At 65.3% G+C, this 24,041-nt stretch carries 17 protein-coding genes; 12 read left to right on the top strand and 5 right to left on the bottom strand.

Annotated elements, in window-relative coordinates; all coding sequences use genetic code 11:
- The first annotated feature begins 2 nt into the window (after positions 1 to 2).
- Genes ACZ6YI_RS16185 through ACZ6YI_RS16150 form a run of 8 tightly spaced genes read left to right on the top strand, consistent with a single transcriptional unit; the run spans position 3 to position 9,046 of the window.
- Positions 3 to 1,100: a polysaccharide deacetylase family protein gene (locus tag ACZ6YI_RS16185; RefSeq protein ID WP_440330081.1), complete on the top strand. Its 1,098-nt coding sequence runs from the start codon at positions 3 to 5 to the stop codon at positions 1,098 to 1,100.
- Positions 1,088 to 2,347 (top strand): O-antigen ligase family protein, encoded by a 1,260-nt coding sequence (locus ACZ6YI_RS16180; protein ID WP_465779559.1) that lies wholly within the window; start codon positions 1,088 to 1,090, stop codon positions 2,345 to 2,347. Before ACZ6YI_RS16185 ends, ACZ6YI_RS16180 begins: the two co-directional genes overlap by 13 nt.
- Positions 2,344 to 3,699, top strand: coding sequence for a phenylacetate--CoA ligase family protein (locus ACZ6YI_RS16175; protein WP_465779558.1), 1,356 nt, complete (start codon positions 2,344 to 2,346; stop codon positions 3,697 to 3,699). The genes ACZ6YI_RS16180 and ACZ6YI_RS16175 overlap by 4 nt, the downstream gene beginning before the upstream one ends.
- On the top strand, positions 3,696 to 4,814 hold the full coding sequence (locus ACZ6YI_RS16170) for a glycosyltransferase (protein ID WP_465779557.1): 1,119 nt from the start codon (positions 3,696 to 3,698) through the stop codon (positions 4,812 to 4,814). Before ACZ6YI_RS16175 ends, ACZ6YI_RS16170 begins: the two co-directional genes overlap by 4 nt.
- A complete protein-coding gene (locus tag ACZ6YI_RS16165) occupies positions 4,811 to 5,983 on the top strand; it encodes a glycosyltransferase family 4 protein (RefSeq protein ID WP_465779556.1) in 1,173 nt (390 codons plus the stop codon). Before ACZ6YI_RS16170 ends, ACZ6YI_RS16165 begins: the two co-directional genes overlap by 4 nt.
- On the top strand, positions 5,980 to 6,618 hold the full coding sequence (locus ACZ6YI_RS16160; RefSeq protein ID WP_440330071.1) for a polysaccharide deacetylase family protein: 639 nt from the start codon (positions 5,980 to 5,982) through the stop codon (positions 6,616 to 6,618). The genes ACZ6YI_RS16165 and ACZ6YI_RS16160 overlap by 4 nt, the downstream gene beginning before the upstream one ends.
- Positions 6,615 to 7,856: a glycosyltransferase family 4 protein gene (locus tag ACZ6YI_RS16155; protein WP_465779555.1), complete on the top strand. Its 1,242-nt coding sequence runs from the start codon at positions 6,615 to 6,617 to the stop codon at positions 7,854 to 7,856. Before ACZ6YI_RS16160 ends, ACZ6YI_RS16155 begins: the two co-directional genes overlap by 4 nt.
- A complete protein-coding gene (locus ACZ6YI_RS16150; protein WP_465779554.1) occupies positions 7,853 to 9,046 on the top strand; it encodes a hypothetical protein in 1,194 nt (397 codons plus the stop codon). The genes ACZ6YI_RS16155 and ACZ6YI_RS16150 overlap by 4 nt, the downstream gene beginning before the upstream one ends.
- On the opposite strand, the gene ACZ6YI_RS16145 is transcribed toward ACZ6YI_RS16150, so the two are convergent.
- Positions 9,043 to 9,909, bottom strand: a complete 867-nt coding sequence (locus ACZ6YI_RS16145) for a hypothetical protein (RefSeq protein ID WP_465779553.1) — start codon at positions 9,907 to 9,909, stop codon at positions 9,043 to 9,045. The genes ACZ6YI_RS16150 and ACZ6YI_RS16145 overlap by 4 nt on opposite strands.
- A gap of 370 nt (positions 9,910 to 10,279) precedes the next feature.
- Between ACZ6YI_RS16145 and ACZ6YI_RS16140 the strand changes: the two genes are divergently transcribed.
- Positions 10,280 to 11,056 (top strand): hypothetical protein, encoded by a 777-nt coding sequence (locus ACZ6YI_RS16140; RefSeq protein WP_465779552.1) that lies wholly within the window; start codon positions 10,280 to 10,282, stop codon positions 11,054 to 11,056.
- Between the two features lie 36 nt (positions 11,057 to 11,092).
- Here ACZ6YI_RS16140 and ACZ6YI_RS16135 read toward each other — a convergent pair whose 3' ends face one another.
- Complete coding sequence (locus tag ACZ6YI_RS16135) at positions 11,093 to 13,432, bottom strand: autotransporter outer membrane beta-barrel domain-containing protein (protein ID WP_465779551.1); 2,340 nt, start codon at positions 13,430 to 13,432, stop codon at positions 11,093 to 11,095.
- Positions 13,433 to 13,780: 348 nt separating this feature from the next.
- Here ACZ6YI_RS16135 and ACZ6YI_RS16130 point away from each other — a divergent pair, with 348 nt between their 5' ends.
- The 3 genes from ACZ6YI_RS16130 to ACZ6YI_RS16120 all read left to right on the top strand — a co-directional run bounded on the left by ACZ6YI_RS16130 (position 13,781) and on the right by ACZ6YI_RS16120 (position 19,552).
- Positions 13,781 to 15,781: a hypothetical protein gene (locus tag ACZ6YI_RS16130; RefSeq protein WP_465779550.1), complete on the top strand. Its 2,001-nt coding sequence runs from the start codon at positions 13,781 to 13,783 to the stop codon at positions 15,779 to 15,781.
- Between the two features lie 15 nt (positions 15,782 to 15,796).
- The gene (locus tag ACZ6YI_RS16125) at positions 15,797 to 17,866 is read left to right on the top strand and encodes a hypothetical protein (RefSeq protein ID WP_465779549.1); all 2,070 of its coding nucleotides are present in this window, start codon (positions 15,797 to 15,799) and stop codon (positions 17,864 to 17,866) included.
- Positions 17,867 to 17,938: 72 nt separating this feature from the next.
- Entirely contained in the window at positions 17,939 to 19,552 is a 1,614-nt protein-coding gene (locus tag ACZ6YI_RS16120) for a hypothetical protein (RefSeq protein ID WP_465779548.1), read from the top strand.
- 18 nt (positions 19,553 to 19,570) lie between these two features.
- On the opposite strand, the gene ACZ6YI_RS16115 is transcribed toward ACZ6YI_RS16120, so the two are convergent.
- From ACZ6YI_RS16115 to ACZ6YI_RS16105, 3 genes are read right to left on the bottom strand one after another with little or no spacing between them, the layout of a single operon-like run.
- Positions 19,571 to 20,704, bottom strand: coding sequence for a GNAT family N-acetyltransferase (locus ACZ6YI_RS16115; protein ID WP_465779547.1), 1,134 nt, complete (start codon positions 20,702 to 20,704; stop codon positions 19,571 to 19,573).
- Positions 20,701 to 22,248, bottom strand: coding sequence for an oligosaccharide flippase family protein (locus ACZ6YI_RS16110; protein ID WP_465779546.1), 1,548 nt, complete (start codon positions 22,246 to 22,248; stop codon positions 20,701 to 20,703). The genes ACZ6YI_RS16115 and ACZ6YI_RS16110 overlap by 4 nt, the downstream gene beginning before the upstream one ends.
- Positions 22,245 to 23,903 (bottom strand): hypothetical protein, encoded by a 1,659-nt coding sequence (locus tag ACZ6YI_RS16105; protein WP_465779545.1) that lies wholly within the window; start codon positions 23,901 to 23,903, stop codon positions 22,245 to 22,247. The genes ACZ6YI_RS16110 and ACZ6YI_RS16105 overlap by 4 nt, the downstream gene beginning before the upstream one ends.
- Positions 23,904 to 24,041: the final 138 nt, after the last annotated feature.

Below are 24,041 nucleotides of genomic sequence, written 5' to 3'. Positions count from 1 at the left end.
ATATGAACCAGCGTGGCGCTCCCGGCATCCGTGGCCGGCTTGGCGAGCTGTGCTACTCCAGTGGCCTGCTGCACTCACTGCAGAGGGTGCGTTCGTGGTGGCAGCGCGACCTGCGCATCCTGGCCTACCACCGGGTCATGCCGGTGCCGGATCCGGAAACCTACGAGTTCGACATGGAACTCATCAGCACGCCGCCGGAAGAATTCCGCGAGCAGATGCTGCGCCTGAAGAAATACTTCCGCCCCATGCGCCTGACCGACGTGGTCGCGGCGCTCGATGCCGGCGAAGCCTTGCCGCCGGATACGGTGGCGGTGACCTTCGACGACGGTTACGACGATAACTACCGGATCGCCGCGCCGATCCTGGATGAAGTGGGCGTGCCCGCCACGTTCTTCGTCTCCACCGGGCATATCGATACCGGCAAGCCGTATTCGTACGACTGGCTGGTGCACATGATCCTGATGACGAAGGCGCCGCGGCTGGTGCTGCCGGAGCTGGGCATCGATGTCGTCCTGCCGGCCGAGCGCATGCTGCGCCGGCGCATCGCCGGCAACGTGCTGCTGCGCATGAAATGGCTCGATGCGCACGGCCAGGCGGCGATGACCGAGCGCCTGGAGGTGGAGTGGAACATGCCTTCCGCCGGCGCACGCCCGGTCGATTGCCGGCCGATGACCTGGGACCAGGCGCGCGAGATGGAAGCCGCCGGCCTGGAGTTCGGCTCGCACGGCGTGCACCACCGCATGCTGGCCCGCCTGCCGGTGGAGGAGATGGAAGCCGAAATCCTCGAGTCCAAGCGGACGCTGGATCGCGAGCTGCGCAACCCCGCCGTACTGATGTCGTACCCGGTCGGCGGCGACCGCGCCTACAACGAGGCGGTGATCGCGGCGACCCGTAACGCGGGCTTCCAGCTCGCCTGCAGCTACATCTGCGGGACGAACCCCGAGCCATCGGAGAACCGCTATTCGCTGTACCGCCTTCCGGTGGAAGCGAACATGGGCCCCGGCTGGTTCGCCGCCATGCTCGCCCTGCCCCAGCTGATGAGCTACCCCACCGCGGCTCATGAAGCGCATGGACCGCAGGAGAAGGCATGTTCCCCCTGATCCTGCTGTATGTCGTCCTCACCATCATCCGCCCGCAGGATTACATCCCCGGGCTGGACCTGGTGCCGATCCTGCCGGCCGTGCTGGGCCTGGCCTTCATCGCCTGGCTGATCTCGCCGCACAAGACCTTCGAAGCGCCCCAGTTCATCATCCTGCCGTGCTTCCTGCTGATCCTGATGGTCTCCCAGGTCAGCAACGGCTGGACGGGCGGCGCCATCGACGAGCTCGCCCACTTCGGGCCCGTGGTCATCGCCTTCTTCATCTTCGGTGCCTGTTGCACCACCCAGCGCCGCGTACGCATCGCCATGGCCGTGCTGGTGGGCTGTGCCGCGGTGCTCGCCCTCCACGGCGTCCAGCAGGCGCAGACCGGCGTGGGCTGGACCGGCATGGTTATCGGCGAAGGCAACCGCATCCAGTACGTGGGCATCTTCAACGACCCCAACGACCTGGGCCTGCTGTTCGCGGCCACGCTGCCCATGGCCATGTTCCTCGGCCGCCGCGGGGCGTCCTGGCGCTGGCTGTGGCTGGCCTGCGCGGTGCTGCTGCTCTATGGCACCTACCTGACCAATTCGCGTGGCGCCATGCTCGCCGTGCTGGTCGTGGCCGGCTGCTACATCTGGTACCGCAAGGGCGTGGTGGTCGCCGGTACGCTCGGCGTACTCGGCCTGGTGGCCCTGAAGCTGCTCTCCTCGCGCATGGACGAGCTGGACGCCGGCGAGGAATCCGCCGCCGGCCGCGTCGACGCCTGGTACGCGGGCCTGGAGATGTTCCGCGACAGCCCGCTGCTCGGCGTCGGTCCGGGCAACTTCACCGAATACAACGAGCTCACCGCGCATAACTCCTTCGTGCTGGTGCTGGCCGAGACCGGCTTCCTCGGCTTTATCCTCTGGCTTGCCTTTGTAGGCTATGGCTTCTGGATGATGTTGACGATCGTCCGCCATCCGCATACTGCCGCCAACGAACCGGGGCGTGAGGCGGAATGGGTGATGGAACGGCAGCTGGCCCTGACCCTGTTGCTCTCGCTGTGCGGCTTGTTTGCCGCCGCGTTCTTCCTGAGCCGCAGCTACATGGTGGTGTTGTACCTGATCGCCGCCGTGGTCGCCGGCCACTATGTGGGCGCACGCCGGCGCTGGCCGGAACTGCCCGCGTTCCGCTTCTCCCGCGATGGCTGGCGCTGGGTGCCGGCCGCCTTCTGTGGTGTCGCCGGGCTGTTCGTGCTGGTGGCCGTGCTGCTGCGAACCCAATGAGCCTCTACGAGCCCCTGCTGCGCAACGTGTTGTGGCCTGTGTACGAAGGGGCCCTCCGTCGGCGCGATACGCCGCGTTACCTGCGTGAATACGCGCAGACGCAGTGGCTCTCCGCCGATGGCGTGCGCGACCTCCAGTTCCAGCGGTTCAAGGCGCTGCTCGACTGGTGCCAGCGCGAGGTGCCGTTCTATCGGGACCGCTGGGCGCAGATGGGGCTTTCCCCCGGCGATATCCGCGAGCCCTCCGACGTCGCGTTGTTGCCGGTGCTGACGAAGAAGGATATCCGCGAACATGCGGAAGCCCTCCAGGCGCGTTCGCACAAGGATCGGCTGAGCTTCAAGGCCACCGGTGGATCCACTGGTGAACCGCTGCGGTTCGGCTATACCCGCGAGAGCAACGATCGCCGCGTGGCGGTGATGTGGCGCGGCTACGGTTGGGCGGGTTCACGCATGGGCCGGCGCACGGCCTTCCTGTGGGGTGGCGCGGTGGGTGAGCCCACGGCGGCGCACCAGTTCAAGGATCGTGTGTACAACGCCGTGTTCGCGCGCAAGCTGCTCAACACCTTCGCCATGACGGAAGCCAACCTCGCTTCGTATGCCGACGCTCTCGACGCGTACCGGCCCGAAGTGATCGTCTCCTATGTCGGGCCGCTCGTCCGCCTGGCCCAGTTCCTCGTGGACACGGGGCGCCGCGTTGCGCGGCCTTCCACCATCATCGGTGCGGCCGAAGCCCTGCATCCGTTCCAGCGCGAACTGATCGAGCGTGCGTTCCATGCGCCGGTGTTCAACACCTACGGCTGCCGCGAGTTCATGCTGATCGCGTCGGAGTGTGAGCACCGCGATGGCCTGCATATCAATGCCGACCATTTGCTGGTCGAGACGCTCGGCGCGGATGGCCAGCCCGTCACGCACGGCAGTGGAGAGGTCGCCATCACCGACCTGTTCAACTACGGCATGCCGTTCATCCGTTACGTGAACGGCGACATGGCCACGCACTTCCACGGGCTGTGCGCCTGCGGGCGCGGGCTGCCGCTGCTCGCCAGCGTCGACGGGCGCAAGCTCGATGCGATCCGCACGCCGGCTGGCCACGTGCTGCCGGGTGAGTTCTTCCCGCACATGCTGAAGGATGTACCGGGCCTGGCCCGGTTCCAGCTGGTGCAGCGGCAGCTCGACCGGCTCGACCTTTCCATCGTCCGCGGCGACGGCTTCAACGATGCCTCGCTCGAGTACATCCGCCGCGAGGTGGCCAAGGTGCTCGGTGACAGCGCGCAGCTGCATTGCCATTTCGTCGACGACATCCCGCTGACGCGTAGCGGGAAGTTGCGCGTCACCGTCTCGGAGCTGGACTCGTGAACATCACCCATGTCGTCGAAAACCTGAACCGCGGTGGCCTGGAGCGCATGGTCATCGACCTGGTGACCCAGCAGCACCGCGACGGGCACAAGGTGCAGGTGGTGTGCCTGTTCGAGCGCGGCGCCATGGCGACCGAGCTGGAGATCAAGGGGATCCCGGTTCGCTCGTGCGGCAAGCAGACGGGCGTGGACCTGCGCGCGATTGGCCTGGCGCGGCAGTTCATCGCGAGCCACCACACCGAGGTGCTGCATACCCATAACGCGGTGGCGCATTACCAGGCGGTCCTGGCGACCGCCGGGCTTGGCATCCGCCAGGTCGTGAACACGCGCCATGGCATGGGCGCCACGCGCAAGCCGGGCCGGCGCGAATGGCTGTTCCGGCGTGCCATGGCCGCTACGGATTCCGTCGTCGCCGTCTGCGAAGCCGCCAGGCGCGATGCGGTGGCCCGCGGCATGTTCCCTGCCCGCAAATGCTGCGTGGTGCCGAACGGCATCCGCCTCGATGGGTTCGATGTGGCCAACGACGCCATGCATGAGCGCCTGGCGCGGCTGATCAATGTGCCTGCGCGCACGCGCATCATCGGCACCGTCGGCCGGCTGAACTGGGCCAAGGACCAGGCCAGCCTGATCCGCGCATTCCGCGCCGTGCGCCACCACCGGCGCGATACCGTACTGGTGCTGATCGGCGATGGCGAGCTGCGCGAAACCCTGCGTGCCTGCGCTTACGACGAAGGTATCGCCGGCTGCGTGCATTTCCTTGGCGACCGTGACGATGTGCATGAGTTGCTCCAGGGGCTCGACCTTTTCGTGCTGTCGTCGGTGACGGAAGGCTATTCCATGGCCTTGCTCGAGGCCTGCGCCGCGGGCTTGCCCATCGTGGCGACGGACGTGGGCGGCAACGCCGAGATCGTCCGCGACCGCGCGACCGGGCGGCTCGTGCCCGCGTGCGATGCACCCGCGCTAGCCGATGCCATGCTGGAGATGCTCCACGCCTCGCAGCAAGCCTCCGCGTTCGGCCGCGCCGCGCGGCATTGGGTCGAGGAGAACGGTTCGCTTCAGGCCATGGCTGCGCGATATACGCGCCTGTACTTCGGCCACCTGGAAGCCGTGCCGTGAAAATCCTGGTCCTCACCAACCTCTTTCCCACGCCATGGGATCCGCGCCGGGGCACCTTCAACCAGCAGCAGTTCCAGCGGCTGGGTGAGCGCCACGAGGTGGATGTGCTGACCGCGGTCGATTTCCGCGAACGGATGGCGGGTGCGAAGGGCCAGGTCCACGTGCCGAACGTGCGCCGCGACCATTTCACGTTCTATCACCCGCCGGGCATCGGCCGGTTCCTCAACGCGCTTTGCTACGTGGCATGCGTGATGTGGCAGCGGGGCCGCGAGCTGCGCCGCGCCCGCTACGACGTGATCCTGGCCAGCTGGGCCTACCCGGATGCCGCGGCTGCGGCATGGATTTCACACCTGTTGGGCGTGCCGTACGTCGTGAAGGTGCATGGCAGCGACCTCAACGTGCAGGCCGCATCGCGCTTGCGTCGACCGCAGATCCGGCATGCGCTGCGTGGCGCTGGCGCCGTGCTTGCCGTGAGCAAGGCGCTGGCCGCGAAGGCGGTGGAGATCGGTGCTAGGCCTGACGCGGTCGAGACGATTTACAACGGTGTCGACGGGCGAATGTTCCGGCGGGGCGACCGTTTGGCCGCGCGAGCGCGCCTTGGCCTTCCCGCGCATGAGCCTGTCGTGCTGTACGCGGGGAACCTGAAGAACAGCAAGGGCTGCATGGACCTGATCGACGCGTTTCCGTTGCTGGCGAAAGAACGGCGGGATGCCCGGCTGTATTTCGTCGGTGATGGCCCGGATGCTTCTTCCCTCGAGAGCCGCGCGGCTTCGCTATGTTGCGGGGCCTCGGTGCATTTCATGGGTTCGGTGGCCCACGCGTCGCTCGCGGACTGGTTCCGCGCCGCGGACCTGTTGTGCCTGCCGAGCCATAACGAGGGCGTGCCGAACGTCGTGCTGGAAGCAATGGCGTGTGGCACGCCGGTCGTCGCGACTGCGGTGGGCGGGATCCCCGAGGTCGTGCCGCCGTTTGCCGGCGAACTCGTGCCTGCCCACCACCCCGAGCTGCTGGCCGGCGCCCTCGCCGACATGCTCGGGCGGCACGTGGATGCCGAAGCGATCGCCACGCACGCCACCAGCTTCCGCTGGGAAGACAACATCGACCGGCTTGAGCACATGCTCGAGCGCGTCGCCGCCGGCACGCCGGTACACGTGGGTATGAATGCATGATTCGCCGACCGAAAAAGCACGAACTGTTGAGTCTCCTGCCCGAGCACCTGCTGATGACGCGGGCGAAGCGTGACCCGGTGTGCTACCTCAGCTTCGACGACGGCCCGGAGCCGGAGCATACGCCGAAGCTGCTGGATGTCCTGGCCCGTCATGGGGTGAAGGCGAGCTTCTTCCTGGTCGGGGAGAAGATCGAGCAGTACCCGGAGATCGTGCAGCGGATCGTGGGCGATGGCCACATGATCGGCAACCACTCGTACAGCCACTGGTCGTTCCGCAACATGAACCTGCGCAAGCAGCTGGACGAGGTGTACCGCACCGACGCCCTGCTCCGCCTGTTCGACGACCGCCCGCACCACCGCATGCGGCCGCCGCATGGGTATGTGGGCGCGCAGTTGCTCATGCATTTCGCGCGGCGCAAGCGCAGCTTCGTTTACTGGTCGTACGACAGCCTGGATTACCAGGACAAGCCGATCGAGTGGCTGATCGATCGGCTGCGCAACGACCCACCCGCCGCCGGTGACATCGTGCTGATGCACGACGACAGCGACAAGGCGGCCGACGCGCTCGATGCCCTGCTGCCTGAGTGGCTCGCCCAGGGCATGCGCTTCGACGCGCTGCCCGGGAGCCACGCGTGAATATCCTTTACCACCACCGCACGCGGGGGCGGCACGTCGAAGGCGTGCATATCCGCGGCATTGTCAATGCGCTGCGCGAGCTGGGGCATGACGTGTCGGTGATGTCGTTTCCGGGGGCGGATCCGGAGCATGAGCATGCGGCGGTCTCTTCGCCGGCGGGTGCGGGACCTGTCGTTGGTACAGCACCTGTGGGCGCCGGGACTTCCTCCGTTCCCGCTTCGCCTGACGGGGCGCGCATGCATCTCGCGGGCATCGTGACGAAGCTGCCTGGCGTGGTGTTCGAGATGTTCGAGCTGCTCTACAACCTGGTGACGCTGGTGCGCATGGGCCGGGCCTGGCGCAAGGCGCCGCCGAAGCTGATCTACGAGCGCTATTCGCTGTTCCTGTTCGCCACGGTATGGATGGCGCGGCGGCGTGGGATCCCCATCGTGCTGGAGATCAACGACTCGGCGCTGGTCCAGCGCGTGCGCCCGCTGACCATGCGCGGGCTGGCTCGGCGCGTCGAACGCTGGTGCTTCCGGCGGGCAACCGGGCTCGTGTTCATCTCCACGTATTTCCGCGACCGGGCCGTCGAGGCTTATGGCGATATCGCGCCTTCCGTGGTGTCGCCCAACGCCGTCGACCTGCCGTCCTTCGATCCCGGCAAGTTCGACCGCGACGCCTTGCGCGCCGCGCGTGGCCTGACCGGGCTGGCCGTGTGTGGCCACATCGGGGTCTTCGCTCACTGGCATGGCGTGGATGGATTCGTGGAGGCCATTGCAAGCCGGCTGGAACAGGCGCCAGGGCTTGCCCTGGTCTTCGTGGGCGATGGCAAGACCTTGCCCGCCGTGCGCGACCTTGTTGCGGCGCGCGGCCTCAGCGATCGGGTGCTGCTGCCCGGCCGTGTCCCCCACGACCAGGTCGCCAGCTGGATCGCCTGCATGGACTACGCCGTGCTCCCGGATTCGAACCAGTACGGGTCGCCCATGAAGCTGTTCGAGCTGATGGGGATGGGGGTCGCCGTCGTGGCGCCTGACTATGCGCCGGTGGCCGAGGTCATCGCCGACGGCCAGACCGGCTGGCTGTTCCCGCGCGGCGATGCCGCCGCGTGCGTGGAGCGTGTGCTCGCCCTTGCCAGCGAGGCCGAGGAGCGCCGCCGCGTGGGCGCCGCGGCTCGTGACTACATCGCCAGTGAACGCCAGTGGCGCAATAACGCCGAACAGTTGCTCACTCTCGTGCCTGCAGGAGGCGCCGCATGATCGCACTCATCGTCGTGCTTGGCGCGCTTGTGCTGGCTGCCGCCGCCATCACCGTGGCCATCCGCGCCCGCAACATGCAGTACTGGCTGTGGGGCTACCTCACCCGGCGCAAGGCGCCGAAGGTCGAAGGGACGAAACACATCCTGTTCTGCTTCGTGGACCATTTCGAGCCCAACTGGGGCCGTGTGGACCTCGAGCGTCAGCGTTATCGCGTCGACCGCTGGTGCAAGGAATACCGCGACATGGCCAGCCGGCACCGCGACGCCGACGGCCGTCCTCCCCAGCATGGTTTCTTCTATCCGGAAGAAGAATACGTCGAGGAGCACCTGGAGAAGCTGGCCGCGTTGTGTGCGGAAGGCTTCGGTGAAATCGAAATCCACCTGCATCACGACGACGACACGCCGGAAAACTTCGTCGCGACGATCGATCGCTTCAACCGCTTGCTCCACGAGCGCCACGGTGCCTTGCCGCGCGACCCGGCGACGGGCCAGCTGCGCTTCGCATTCATCCACGGCAACTGGTGCCTGGCCAACAGCCGCCCCGACGGGCGCTGGTGTGGCATCAACCAGGAGCTCGGTCTGCTGCGCGACCTGGGGTGCTATGCCGACTTCACCCTGCCCTCCGCACCCAGCGACACGCAGACGCGGTTGTCGAACTCGATCTACTACGCCGAAGACGCCTGCGGCGGCAAGCCGAAGGGCCACGACACCGGCGTACCCATGCGGGTCGGCGGCAAGCCCAGTGGCGACCTGCTGATCATCCAGGGCGTGCTCGGGCTCAACTGGAAGAATCGCCGGTTCGGCATCATCCCCCGCATCGAGAACTCCGATATCCGCAAGGGCTGCCCGCCGACCCGTGGCCGCGTGGACCAGTGGGTCGATACGGGCATCCATGTCGAGGGACGCCCCGAGTGGATCTTCATCAAGATCCACACGCACGGCACGCAGGAACGGGATATGGATACCCTGCTCGGCGCGCCCATCGATGCCATGCACACGTACCTCGAAAGCCGGTACAACGACGGCAAGGACTACGCACTGCACTACGTGACCGCGCGCGAGATGTACAACATCGCGAAGGCCGCGGAAGCGGGGATGACCGGCAACCCCCATCAGTACCGCGACTTCGAGCTGGCGCCGCCGGCACACGCGCGAGCGGTGCCAGCAGCGCCGGCGGTCGCGACCCCTTAGATCTCGCACATCGCGGTGAGGTCGAAAGCCACGGCGGAGACCTCCGACGGGCTCAACGTCCCGTTGCGCTCGACCTCGTAGGACGCCTCGAGCATGATCCGGGCCTGGCCCGTCTCGGCCAGCAGCCGCAGGATGTCATCGCACGGCAGCTGAAGCTTCGCCATCGGATCGAACGCCACGTCGTCAACGCTCAGCTCCACCGGGGCGAACCATGCATCGCCAATGCGCATCCGCACGCGGTCACCGGCAACGCAGGGCGGCTCCGACGCGGGGATGTACACCACCAGCTCCGGGATGAGTTCGGACTCGCGCACCATCCCGTCGCTACCGCAGGCCACCACGGGGCCACGCAGCCGTTCCGGCATGTCATGGATCATGACGGACAGCGTGGTCGTCGGCGACCGCAGGGTGATATCGCCCGCCGCCGAGCGGACCTCATAGCTGAAGTCGAAACGCCCGTTCTGGCCGAACTGCTCCAGGGCATGGCGGTCGTAGCGGATATTCAACGGCGAGACGCCGTCGCAGACGCAAAGCTCACCGGCCACCACCGTCCGCCGCAGTGCGCGGTTGTACAGCAGAGCGGTGATGCGATCGCCCACGCGAAGACCGTGGTAATCAGGAATGAGCCCGACCAGCTCCTGCCGCGGCAGGGAGACGAGCGTCGCGAGAGTGACACCCTCCATCATCAGCTGCTGCGGAAACACAATCGGGTTCAACGGCCGGTGCGCGAGCGTGTGGGACAGAGCGGTCATAGGAACGATGCGACCACGCACACCGCTCGAACGGTCGCGGTTTGCATGCTGGATGACGCCAGCGTTGTGGGAGGTGTTCTTGTTCTGGCTGGGACGACGGGTACGGCGCATGTGGCACTCCTTGGGGGTGCGTTTGAGGAGGTGCCACGTTAGCTAGCCGGTCGGAGCGCGAGTATCAGGGAAGGTGCCGGCGCGACGGTGCGGTGCGGCGATTGGCTTTGTAAGTGTTATCGGACTGTGTGTGAGTCGAGCCCGCGCCCTCAAACACGAGTACGCCGCTCCGCATGACGATCGGTCCTGCGCTCCCTCGGCCAGCGTCGCCCCACCGAGCTACACCGTGGACCTGCCTCGACATGGACCTTAAGGCATTGCCTTACACGCGCAATCGACGCAGCGGCAATGTCTCGGAGGCGTTCGCCGCTGCCGCGAGAAGTCGACCGGACTGACACTGGCACGACCCCGACGCTCCAAAGGAGCTCACATGTGCAGCGAAACATCGATCGGAAACGAACACCGCAAGAGCGTCCCTGAAAGGATCTGCTATCAGCGACCGACCTACGCCTCAGAAGCCAAACCAATCATCCCCGCCGCATCAGCCGATGGCCTTATCACGCCTGACTCCTGGCGCCCTCACCTCATAGTGCATGCCCCGGTGCATATTAGCGGACCGGGTGATGGAAACTTTCCCGGCGACATCTTCGAAGCATTCATCGATGGCGTGCTCGTACCGGAATCGCGAGCCATCTATGACAATGAAACCGAATATCTTGAGATCAAGATTCCGGCGGCCTGCTTTAACCGCAAGGATGCAGGCTTACACACGTTAGCTTACATGGCGTACCCACTAGGTTTTGGCGAGATCGCGGTCTCGCAGGAGGTGACGTTCCGAATCGATCGGAATCCGCCTGGCGGCCGCTGCCTTCCTCGTATTATCTTCGATGAGGCGATCGAGCGCGATGGCTTGCCAATGGCGAAGCTGTCGAACCCCTCGTTCCAGTTGCGGGGCACGATACCGGACTACGCCGACGTGGACGTTCGCGACACCATTGACCTTTTCGTAAAAGCACGCAACTCCGAGCTCGAGCTCGCAGCGGGCTCGATCCGCGACGGGGGCACCGCCGCCCCGATCGCGGCCCTGTTCGACCGCGATGCTCTGAAGCAGGCAGGACCCGGACGCATTGATCTCTACTATTACGTGACCGACGCATCGGGAAACCGGAGCAAAGCGTCGCCACCGATGACGTTGGACATCATCTGAGCAATGAGGGGACGGGTACATCCCCGTCCCCTCATTTTAGAAGGTAACTCGAACGCCGGCGTTCCCCGCCCAGCCCTGGAAGCCACCCCTCCCAAGGTAGTGTCGGTACGCGCCCTCACCGAAAGCCTGGACACGTGCAGACAGCTGAGTGGTCAAACCACCCGCCAGCGAATAGTCCGCGCCGGCGCGGCCTCCGTCGAACGACACCGGATTAGGATCCGCGGCCGTTCCCGCCCGGATCGTACCGCGGCCCGACGTCGAACGAACATCCAGACGGACAAACGGTGCCATCACCTCGCTGTGGCTAAACAGCGTCACTCCTGCGGTCTTGCTTACATAGCGTCCGCGTCCGAATTTGACGTCCAGACCCGATTGTTCGCGGATAGGGTCAAAGCGGAGACCCTGCGTGGCGACGAGAACGTGGGGCTCGACACTCCAATCATGGCTGAGCCTAATGGGTAGGCCCGCAGCAAACGAGATGCCTGTGGAAGTCGCCTTCACACGGCCAACCGCGCCCCCACCGAGCGATGTGTCCGTCTGACCACGCATGCGCTCCTGCCCGACGACCCAGTCGACCCAAAACCCGTTACCGCTCCGCCACGTGACCCAAGCCGACGTTCCGTTGGCTCTGAGCCGGGTGACACTGCTGCCATCGACCGCACGAGGCACGATGGTGGAGCGTCCATGATCGATCGCCAAACCGGCACGCAGCGAGCCATTGTCGCCGTCGAGGCCGATGATCGAGCCGCCGAACTGCCAGGACTCGACGCTTTCGTCAAAGTCGTACCCGTAGGATTTGAAGGACCTGTCACTGCTATACCGCTGGCTCCGCCCGGAATAGCGAGCGAACATCTCCCCACCCACGGAACCTTCGAACGCGTGATCACGAATCTCACCCAGGCGCTCATGCAGGCTTGTCGACATTCCATCCGCGTACGCGAATACGGCAGCGGGGGCCGAGAGATACGAGGGGATCTGGGGAGCGACAGCCGGCCTTTCCTGCTCGCCACCTGAACATTCACAACCTTCCTCTTTGGAAACCATACGCTCCGCAAGACGATAGTCCCACTGAACGGGGCCACCCTCGAGCGCGTTTCCATCATCGTGAATCTCATCACCCTGAAATGCCTTGAGATCGTACTGGTAGGCGCCATGCGTCATGTAGCCGCCCTTGAGCCGGAAAGCGCCCGGAGTCGACGTCCCACCCACTTTGACCAGCGAGAATCCTTCGCTCGCGGAAGCCTTGCCGTCACCATCGACATCAGTACGGCGCGCGATGCCAGTGAGGTTCACCGTTACGTCTACCGGCCGGAGCACATCGACATGGCCTTCGACAAGCACTGAATCCGACCAAGATGTGGACGCATCACCTCCCATATGCACATTGACCGCGAGGTCACCGGCCGTTCCGTCAATGTTACCCATCACGTGGAGCGACCTGGCCCCTGCACTGGCTGGCGAAAAGCCAAACGCACCGCCGTTCAGGGTCAGAGCGTTGATCCGGCTACCCGAACTGACCGACCATACCGAATTCCTGTCGAGTACCATGCCGACCGGGCCCGAAACGCGCCCGTCGAGGCGGCCGTCCTGCCCCAACCGTACCAGCGATGTCGAGTCCTCAGAGGCTACGATGTCGCCAACAACGGATGCTCGCTGGACGTTCAGCCGAAACCTGGCCGCGTTGGTTACTGCGACGGCGGTTCCATCCGCACCTTCGAGCGAACCGCCGTCACGTACGTTCAGCGTCGCAAGATGGTTACCGTTGCCGCCGCCATCGACAAGAACTGCGGGCCCCAGCCTGCCCGTGATGACTGAGCCGCTCGTGACCGTCAGACGCGTCGGCCCGCCGGTAAGGCCGTAGGCGGCGCCGAGCGACGCGCCCGCCTTTCCGCCAGTCACTTCGGTGCCGTCAGCTAGCGCCACCCTTCCGGACGTAAGGACCAGCCCGATGCCCGCATCGTCAGATGACGTCAACACGGAGCGATGGGCCTCCAACTCGCTGTACCCCCCGATTATCGCCCCGGCCACCTTGCCCGTAGCACTGCTTTCCTCCATGCGCGCGACGGATCTTGCATCCGTCCCAGAGAGGCCGCCGAACACGGAGAGGCCCGTGCGTACGGTGTCGTGCAAGGTGGACTTTTTCAGGTCGACAAAGCTCCCGTAAGAAGCATTAACACCCGTGCCGCGGCTCGATTCGAGCGTCGACCCGTCCATCACCAGGGTTGCCCCGTATGCGTTGACATAGTTCGACACAGCGTCGCGCAAGGTCAAAGTCGACGCCTGACTCAGCTCCCATAGGTCACGGACATTTCCGGGTCCTGACACAACGACCGACTGGCCCTTCGAAACCGTCCTGGCATCGGTCACGGTCGCCATGCCAACTGCGCCGAAAAGCAGTAAAGAACCGCGCGCAGCGATCGAACAATAACTTTCTCTCATCTTTTCCTCTTCACCGAATCATACAAACGGATCACTCAACGGCGACCCGCGATGGATTCGATCATGTGGCTCGCGGATCAGTCGTAGGCATCGTCCGAATGTCACGTAGGGCCTATCCGACACCGTGTAGTCCATTCGACCTCGAGGCCTTCGCCTACAGCATCACGTCGAACGCCTACACCAGACAGCGACGAACTCGCAGGCGTTTCGTCAGCAGGCGCTGATGGGCAGTCGCCGCCGCAAAACCTAACTTAGGCGAACCCCAACCCACACGGAGCACACGAAGTGGACCGATCCAAAAGCAATGCTGATACCCACCTGCTGCACGAGACATCTGCCGACGATGTACGGCTGCCGCGTATCGATGATCAGATCATCGAGGGCTACTCGCCGCACATTCCGGATGCATACCCGGACGGAACCATCCCCAACTCGTCCATCGCAAACGGCTTGATCGTTCACGCCCCGGTGATCTCGACGGACGGATGGCACACGATCACGGGGAACGTGTTCGACCTGATCATCGACGGGGACGTCGTTCCCGGAACGTCCGTCGAATACACGAGGAAGGAGGATAAATACGTCGTACTTCGACTGCCGCAGGCAGTTGGCACGTCGCTCAGCGAAGGTTTCCACGATTTCGCGTACCGCGACACTCCTGAATTCGGACTGCCTGTCCAGTCGGAAGCGACGCAGGTGCTCATCGACCGCACGCCGGCCGGTGCTCGCCGGTTGCCTCGAATCGAGTTCCCTCTCAGCGTGCAGCGCGAGGGGATGTCGCTCGCGACGCTTCTCTCCCTTCCCGATCAGGTCCTCAGGGGAACCATTCCGGGGTATGCCGGCTTCGACGTGCTCGACAAGCTGCATATCTGCATGAAGAACCAAGGTGGCCGTGAGATCACCCTGATGACGGCCACGGTCTCGCCAGCCGACGATAAGGTCACGCTGCTTGAGTTCGACCGTGCGACGCTCGGACTGGCCGAGGAAAATGGGACGACGAGCTTTTACTACTATGTGGAAGACAAAGCTCAGAACATCTCTGCGGCATCCACTGCGACGCCAATCTCGCTGTTCCTCAAAGGTGCGCCAGAGTCTCTGGATGCCCCTGCAATTCATGCGGCCAGCGACGACATCGTCACCGAACAGGACATCAAGCCTGTTTTGAAGGTTGGCGTACCGGCGCTTACGCCGGCTGCGCAGAAAGACGATGTCATCATCCTTTTCGGCGGAAGTACCGCGCTGCGAGCCATCCGGCTAACCGGGGCTACCGTGTCACCGGGGTACGCTGCGGAAATCGAGCTTGCCTACGATGACGTCTGGGACATTGTGGCAGAGGGACAGGCCACTCCCTTCGACGCCACGTTGTCGTACGTACACATGCGCGATGGCGTCCCAAGTCGATCGACTCCGACCCACCGAACGTTCGAACTGACCGTTCCGGGCGGAAGGGACCCCCATCCCGCTACTGAGCCGAACGAGGGCCTCCCTACACCTGTCCTGCGTGGTAAATCTGGTACGGAGAACCACATCACGTTCGACGATGCCAAGTCGACGGCTACGGTCACCCTAAGTTCCCCGGTATGGCGCGGCGCGCGCGCACTCGGCCTGGAGCCGGACGATGTCGTAACGGCAGTGTTGGCAGATGCACCGATCGGCAAGCCGTTCCGCGTCGTTGATGCCGATGTCCCCGTGTCCATCGAGGTCTTGGCCGACGAGCTCCAGGCGCACGCAGGGACGTTCGATCTGTGGGCTTCCGTGTCACGCAATCTGTCGAAAGCTCCTCACACCTCGATCTCCCGGTCTCCCGCCCAAGCCGTTCGTATTGACATCGAAGGCAGGCTGCCGGGAGGCGGTTCGCTGCAGGGCGCCGTATTCGTCGACGCCGCCAAGCTTCGTGAGGTGAAGAACCAATATGCAGTCTATGAGGTGCATCTCAAAAAAGGATTCACCCCCGTGCGCATCTACGGATACGCAAACATGGCCGTCGGCGACGAGATCGAATTCCACTACACCGGCTTTGACTCGAAGGATGCTGGAAACGAGGTTCCGGCGGCGTCCGGAGTCATCAAATACTCCGTCACGGCAGCCGATCTTGTGCCCAAGGAGGACGATCTCGCGAAGCCACCACGCAAGGTGGCCTTCATCGATCTGAATATCGACAGCAAGATCGTCTTCACGCTCGCATACGGCCGTTTCGAATCGTTTCACACGGTCAGGAACTCGATCGGCCAGGTGAAGGCCGACGCCGAGAAAGTGATCGTTTCCGCTCGGGTCGTCAGCCCCTAACTCAAGGAAAACAACATGGAAGACACGAACATGCACATCGAAGAAGAACCGCGCGCAATCACGCTCATACCGCCGTCGATCTACGATGCGATCGATGGGGGACTGGGCTATGACGACATCGCACGGAATCCTGACAGGATCGTCGTTGTCAGCACGGGACCCTGGGGAGACATTAAGGCGGGTGACAGGGTTGAGATCTTGTGGGGCCCCGGCCTCGACGTCGTGGCAAGTCACCAGTATGAGACCGGTCAGGAACTCGCTCCGCAAATCAAAGTCCCGGCTGCCGCACTGTCCCACTACGGCGAAGGTTACATGCCGCTCGCCGCGCAGATCACTCTTTCCGATCGCGACATTGTCTACCGGACCCCAGTCGCGGAGGTCCTCGTCAAGCTTTCCGTTCCCGGTGGTCTTGATCCCGATCCGGAGACGCCGAGCCGTAACGAGTCCCTGGCTCGTCCCGTCGTGATCCCCAGTACGCTGCCCGATGATCTGGAGGGCATTGTTGTCGAGGTTCCGCCTTACCTCAACATGGCAGAGGGTGACCGCGTGACGCTGCAGTGGCAGACCGTATCGCTGCGGTATGGTCCTCTGACCGCGCAGGAAGTGCGCAAGCCGGTTCGCTTCGACATCGACAAGGCGACAGCGAGTGCGACGGCCGGTGGCGAAGTCGCGATTCGCTATCAGGTTCACGACCGGGTGGCCAACTGGTCGCTGTGGTCCCCCGTAGCGACGGTCGATGTGCCGCCAGGTGATGGCGCCCCTCCGTCGCCCTGGGTGTTGGGAACCGTGCGCGATGAGGGGAAGGCCATCGACCTCGCGGAGGTCGGCGCTCGCGACGTGGTCGTTCGCGTCGAGGGCCATCCCGGCGTACCGGGCGACGAGGTGGTCGTGGCATGGCAAGGCGTTACCGAGAATGGGAAGCCCGTCTCGTTTACATGTCCACCGGCCACCGTACAGCGGCGTGGCCAGACTATCGAGGCCGTTGTACCGAACGACAAAGTGACTCCTCTTGTAGGCGGCCAGGCTTCCGTCAGCTACTCGATGCTCGCGAACGGCGAGCCGTACGCGAAGTCGCAGCGCCGCCGGCTGATCGTTAAAGGGCGCGTGCGCGCACTGCCGGTGCCGTCGGTTGCCGAGGCATCGGGGGGTTTGCTCGACCCGCTCGCTGCAAGCACTGGCGTTCACGTGATCGTCAACGCGTGGGCCGGGGTGGACGCCGACGACCGTTGCTACCTTGAGTGGAATGGCACGAATAGCCACGGGGATGGCACGTTCTATCACGCGACGCTGACCGGTGCCGACGTCAAGCCCGATCACACGCTGGTATTCACGGTACCCGCGGAAGAAGCGACGCGGATCGCAGGCGGATCACTCCGCGTGCGCTACGCCATCTCGGTACGCACTCCCGTGCGTTACCCCGACGGTGTGCGGAACGAACCACTCGTGCACCTTGTGTCGCCGTGGCTGGAACTCGTCGTGGCCGGTTCTGCGACGCCTTTGAGTATTGACTCAACCCCAGTGACCCTCTCGGCACCGATCATCCGCACCGAAAAGCGCGTAACTGTCCCGCCGGCAGGCGCTTTTGTAGCTCGGATGGCGACGGGTGGCGTACCGCCGTATCGTTACTCGGCGAGCAGTGGCGCCGTCGAGGTTGACGAGGCGACTGGGCGCGTGGTGTCGCTGCGCAATGGCGATGCCGTCGTCACGGTGACTGACGCGAAGGGTGCCACGGCGTCCTACCCGGTTTCGGTGAGTGGAGTCCTCCATCTCGTCGACCTGGGATCCGAGATGATGTGGGGGTACGCCTCCGCCGCCGCAGCCAAGGCCGGCGGTCGGGTTCCGCACGTCGAGGAGTGGGATGCCATGCGCGCGGTGTATGGCGGCGAGCCGGGTATCCGTGAGAACGCCGCCTGGTCCGATACCCCGGCGAACTCCGTGACGCGCTACGTGGTGTTCCCTGCGACGGGTGTCCGGGAGGTTCGCCGATCCTCGCTCACGCGACTTGAGCCGGATGAGCGCTGGATCCCTGTCGGACCGACGCTCGGCACCGCCTGGGCCTGGGTGATCCTCGCCCCCGCTGCCTGATTTGCCTACCGGCGGGCGCTGCCGCGGCAGCGCCCGCTATCCACTAAAACACTCATCCTGGAGATCCATGCCATGAATGGCTTTGGTACTTTTAGAAGGCGTCGCTCTCGTCGCACCCTGGACGGCCCGGACAGCCGGTCGATGGGCGACAAGCATCCGTTCATTGCGCCCGGGCTTCCCGCTGCCAGCCTCACCTCCTTCCGGCGCAGCGGCCGGCCACGGGCGACGGTTGAGATTCCTCCGTACGTCGGCATGGCGGAGGGGGACCGCATCGTCGTCGCCTGGGAAAACCGTTTCATTGCGTTGGAACCCCTCACCACGGAACAGGTGGGATCACCGATCGTCGCTAGCATCCCGTCGCCGTTCAAAGGCCTTGAGGCCATGCGCGACGTTCGCATCAGCTGGCGTGTCCTCAATGTGGCGGACCCTACCTCGCGCTGGGCGCCCACCGTCTATGCGCCGCTGCGTGTCAGCGGCTCGTTCGCGCCAACGCCCTGGCTCGAGGGCACCGAAGACGATGCAGGCCACGTGTATCACGTGATGGATACGCGGCGCGAGGACGTCCTCATCCGTGCCGAGGGGCATTTCGCCAACATCGGTGACCGGGTGATCCTTCACTGCGCGTCCATCATGCCCACCGGCAAGGCGGACACGTGGTCGTCGCCGCTGCTCCGGCTCGGGCGCGATGGACAGACGCTCGACATTCCGGTTCCCCTCGACATCCTGAGGCGCGCGGCTGGCGGGTGCTGCACGTTCCACTACACGACCTATGGGCATGAGGAGGCGATGCGGCCGTCGTTTCGTCGACGCATCGACGTTGTCGGCCCCTTGGGACGCTTCGCCGCCCCCAAGATCCCGCAGGCAGAAGGCGCAGTGCTCGATCCCGTCCTCGCCGACGGCGGCGTGGTTGTCGAGGTCCCGCCGTGGCCGGGTCTCGCCGATGACGACGAGTGCCAGCTCTTCTGGGCGGGCACATGCCCCGATGGCACCGAAATCAGCTATACCGACAAGGCCACCGGTAGCGAGGCTCGCGCGCATGAAGGCCTGACATTCCCCGTCCCGCCGAGCGAAGTGCTGCCGCTCGATGGCGGCATGCTTCGGGTCTGCTACCAGGTGAAGACCTTCGTAAAACTCGAAACGCCGGGGGGTCCGCGCCGCGAGTGCATCCATACGCTCGAGTCGGCGGCGCTCGAGCTACGCGTGCAGAAGACCGTATCGCCGCCGTCCGTGGTGATCGACAACCTCAACGGGCTGAGTTATCGCCGGATCGACCAGCTGAAGCGGCCGTATATCACCTTCACGCCGGTCGACGGGCGTTGGACCGTTCGTGGCGGCCATGATGGCGTCCCTCCGTTTCATGAGGGCACCTTCCTCTGTTCGGCCGATGAGCGTGCCGCGATCTGCATCGAGTTTGCGGTGCCCTGCACGTCCGTTCGCTTCGGCTATGGCGCCAATGGCTCCGGTGGCAACGGCTCGCTGGTGCACATCGATATCTTCGATACGAAGGGCGAGGCCATTGGTGAAGCGGTCTACACGGTCCCGCTTAGCGGCCTGCCCGGCCTCTGGATTCACCTGCACTCGATGGATTACGGCGCCACCATTGGTTCGATCGTGGTACGCAAGGACACTACCGGCGTCTCCGAGCGCGTGATCGCGCAAATCGATAATTTCACGCTGACGCGATGAGGGGCGGTAACCGGCCAGTCAACCGCGCTTGCGCGCCCGCATGTCTTCGCGGACGCGATGCAGGCCGCGATATAGCCAGCGCACGGGGCCATAGACGTGGAAGCCCGCGGTCGCGCGGGTCGAGCGAACGACGTACAACGAGCCGCAGGGCTCGTTGTGCGTCGCGAGCAGGCGCTTGTACTGGTTGTCGCCGTAGCCGAAGCTGACCCGCTCGCCCGGGAAGCGATCGAGCAAGCCCGTGATGGCCTGGAAGACCGCGACCGAGCCGATGCCGACCTTTGCGATCTCCTCGTCATAACCGAGATCATCGACCAAATACGTCCCGGCCACGCGGTAGCCATGCACGTAAGCCAGCGGCCGGCCGTCGCGCACGACTACATGGCCAATGATGTGCCCTGATGCCGCCAGCCGCTGGAACAACGCGACCCGCGCCGGATGATCCCATTGCGTCGGCAGGTCGTCGTGGTGCCACGTGCGCGCGTACACCTCGTGCATCAGCCGGCAATACTCGGGCATCGACTCGGGCGTATCGAACGTATGCAACGCGGCATCACCACCAAGCTTGCGGTAGGCCCGGCCGACGCGCTGGCTAAGGTCGGTCCGCCGCTTCTTGTCCATCTGAGCGAGCCACGCCGCCGAGGACGGCTGGTCGCGAATCGTCCACTGCACCTGCTCCAGCAGGTTGGCTGGGACGAGCCGCATGTCCTCGCCCTTGCCCAGTGCCTGAGCGAAAGGATTGGGTAGCGCGCTCTCCTGGATGCGGATAACGCGAATGTTCGCATCGCCGTGGAGCTGGCGGATGATCGCCAGCATCACGGTCGCCCGATCGTCCGCCGATGAAACGACACCCGCGCCCAGCATGCGCAACGCCGCGCCCTCGTAGACCCGCACACGCCGCCCGGCGAGGTCCAGCCGCGCGGTGTGGCGGATCGCCAGCAGCGGCGCGTAGCCGACCATGCGCCCTGCACTGTCGCGCACGACCACCACATGCGGCGCCGTGCCATCGTCGCGGCTCTCCACCTCGTAGGCGATCCAGTCCGGATGCTGGACGATCCCGTCGCAGCCGCCCGGCAGTTCCGCCAGGGCGGCCATCTCGTCGCGCGCGGCGCGCAGCGCGTCCAGGTCATGCAGGGTCGAGCAGAGGTAGTTCATGGGGAAGCCTTCGCCGCCGCGGGCGGCACGGTGGCGAGCACGCGCGAGAGCACGCGCCCGGGCGGCCCCAGCCTGCGGCTGATGCCTGCCATCAACTGGAGATCGTCGGCGGACCAGTAGCGCACCCATGCGCTACCCGGGATGTAGATGGCCATGAACGCGGCCGCACCCAGCAGGAAGCCAAGCCGCGAGGGCGTCGCCTCCGTGGCTGCCCACGCCGCGGCGGTGGCCACCACGCCCACCGCGAAAAGCCGTGTCATCGCCGCCAGCGGCAGGCCGCCCTGTGTCGCCTTGCGCAGGTAGTGGACCGCGAGCGCCATCTCGACGATACGCGTGGCGGCATACGTCCCGACGGCACCCGCCAGCCCGAACGGCGGAATCAGGGCGATACTCAGCACCGCATTCGCGACCAGGGCGACCGCAGCGATCCGCAGGCGGTCGTCCTGGCGGTCGACGACAGTCTGGAAGGCCGCAATGCCGTTACCGATAAGCAGCAGGCCGCCGAGCACCAGCGTCGCCTCGATCGCGGGAATCGCATCCACGTAACGCGTGCCGTACATGAGCCGCACGATTTCCGGGGTGGTGACGACACCCAGCCCCGCGATGCAGATGCCCACGGCCCAATAGAATCGCGTGGCCTCGGAAAGGAAGCGCGCGGCCTTCGCCGTCCCGCTTTCGCCAAACGTCTTGGCCATGTACGGCAGCAGCGTCGAGGTGAGCCCCACGGAGAACAGCTGCACGGCGCCACGAGTCAGCGTGCCGGCAATGGCGAAATAGCCCACGGCGACGGACCCGCTGAACGTGTTCAGCAGGAAGACTTCGATCGTGCCGGTCCTGAACGAGCCCATCAGCACGAGCACGGCGGTGAGCTTGAGGTGGCGTTTCACCCGCGCGGCCATCGCTTCAGGCACGGGGCCCGGCTCAAAGGGCCGGCAGAGCCGCCGGTACATGATCCGGTTGATCAGGTTGAGCAGCAGGCAGGCGATCGTGAACAGCGCAACGAAGGCGAGCAGGCTGGCATGGGCGAACATGGCACCCAGGACGAGCAGCATGCCGATAACGCCACCGATCACGGTGGCCACGGCCTCCGGCTCGAAGCGCTCCTGCCCCTTGCCGATCGCCACCAGCATCGCGTAGTTCGCCTTGGCGACGACCGCCACGACGACGAGCAACATGATCGGCAACAGGGACTGGTCCCACTCCGACGGGCGGAACAACACCGCAACTAGGACGAACAGCCCGATCACACCCAGCGAGCTCCAGCCCTGGATGCGCGCGAACCGTGCGGCGAGGCTCGACGCCAGGCGCGGATCGCCCATGCCGTCGGCTTCGGCGATGAACTTGGTGGAAGACGTGGTCAGCGCATGGTTGGAGCAGACGATCAGCCAGCCGCAAAGCCAAACGGTGAAGGCGTACCTACCGAAATCCGCGGGCCCGAGGGAACGTGCGATCCACACGCTCATCAACAGGCCGAGCGCGTACTCGATATACGTAGACACCGTGACGATGCCGACGCTGCGCAGGACATCGAGGCGGCGGGTCACGGTGAAGCTCCTGGAGCGACCTTATCCGCGTGCGGCGCCGCGCTGCCCACCGCCGCTGCCTTCAGGCCCGCGCCGGCCGGCTGGGCCATCATCCACTGCGCCACGCCGGCGCCGCGGTTGTTCCAGTTGAACCGGCGCAAGGTATCCGAGATGGCCGCACAGGATGGGCTATAGGAATCCGCGATGGCCGCGAAGCGCTTCTTCAGCGCCGCGGCCTGCGCCGCATCCGTCGTGAAGTAATACGCGGCGGCCACGGGAAGCCCGAGTTCCACCGTATGCCCGTCGCTGTACCAGCCTTCGCTCTCCTGGATCTTCGTGATCGCGGCGGCAGGCGCGTGGGAAGACGACCAGTACCACGCGATCTGGCCGTTCGGCCCGGAACAGCCATTCCGCCAGTCGTGCGGCGAAACCAGGAACTTGGGATCGATCCAGCCAAACCGCTCGAGGTACTTGCCGAAGTCCACGATCATCGGCGGAATACGCGGATCGCTCGTCACCAGCCACGCATGCCAGAGGCCATCGATGATGTTCTCGCTCATCCACGGCGATGCGCCACGGACGTCGTCGGGGCCATTCGGATCGTTCTCATGGACGTTCCAGCTGTTGCGCCAGGAGCCGTCGTCCCCGAGCCCATCGGGGTTATGCCGCTGGTGGGCTTCGAGCCAACCGATCCGCGAAGCGACACGCTCGCGATCGCGCTTGTCGCCGGTCAATTCAAACGCCGCAACGGTCTCGATCAGGCCCAGGCCCGCGAGCCGCTCGGTGAAGTAATCTTTCGGCCCCGCATACGGGCCCGGCCGCTCGTTCCAGCCGCCGCTCGCCCACAGGTCGGCCATCTTCGTGACCAGGTCGGCGTCGTGCATGCTGTCGTCGCCGGTGAGTCCCACCGCCAGCGGGATCGGCTCGATGTAGACGTATTTCACGTCGCACGGCTTCTCATCCGGCAGCCAGCCGCCTGCGCAGGAGGGGCTGACCGGCACGCCATCGCGCTTGATCCCCGCCATGTACCAGCGGTAGCTCTCTTCCGCGGCTTCGAGGTAATCCGCGCGCCCGGTGCGCACATACGCCTTGAACAAGGTGGAAGGCCGGTCGAACAGCCACGCCGTGGTGTCCTTCACCGGCAGGTCGCGCGCCCAGCCGAACTGCGCATCGACGTAGCGCGCGTACGCCTCGTCCTTCGCCGCCACGCTTTGCGGGCCGGCGATGAGCGAGGCGGTGAGCCACTGCGGGGTCAACGTCCCCAACGCCGCCGGCTTGCCTTTCACCAGGCCATCCGGATACGGCCAGCCCGGTGCGGATGCCTGGCGGGGTTCGCCGAACGCGAAGTAATACGTGCCCTGCCCGGCGCGGAACTGCGCGCGGACCGCGCGGATGCTGCCGTCGCGGAAATGCCAGGTCAGCATGACCTTGACGTCGGCTGCCACTTCGTTGCCGTGCGCATCGAGGATGCGTACGTCGTGGGCGTCGCGGAGCATCCCTGGGGCGAAGGGAATGCCTACGGATACCGGCATGGCATCGCCCTGCCCGGCGACGCGCTTCACGTCGATTTTCTGGATCGCGGGTGGCAGCGCGCCAGAGGCGACCGCGAGATCGGGGCCAATGATGGAGGCGAGCGCCAGGAGGCAGGCCAGGAGGAAGAGGAAGTGGCGGGTCATGGGGCCCGTGGTATCGGCAACTGGTGGAGAGCATCGCGCGCAAGCGCGCTCCCACATGGGCTTCGTCGTGTCGGTGGCGGCGGAGCATCGCGCGCAAGCGCGCTCCCACATGGGCCGGGCCGAACGGCGACGATGGGC

The sequence above is a fragment of the Luteibacter sp. NPDC104163 genome (assembly GCF_055584245.1).
This window is presented reverse-complemented; position numbering and strand designations above follow the sequence as displayed.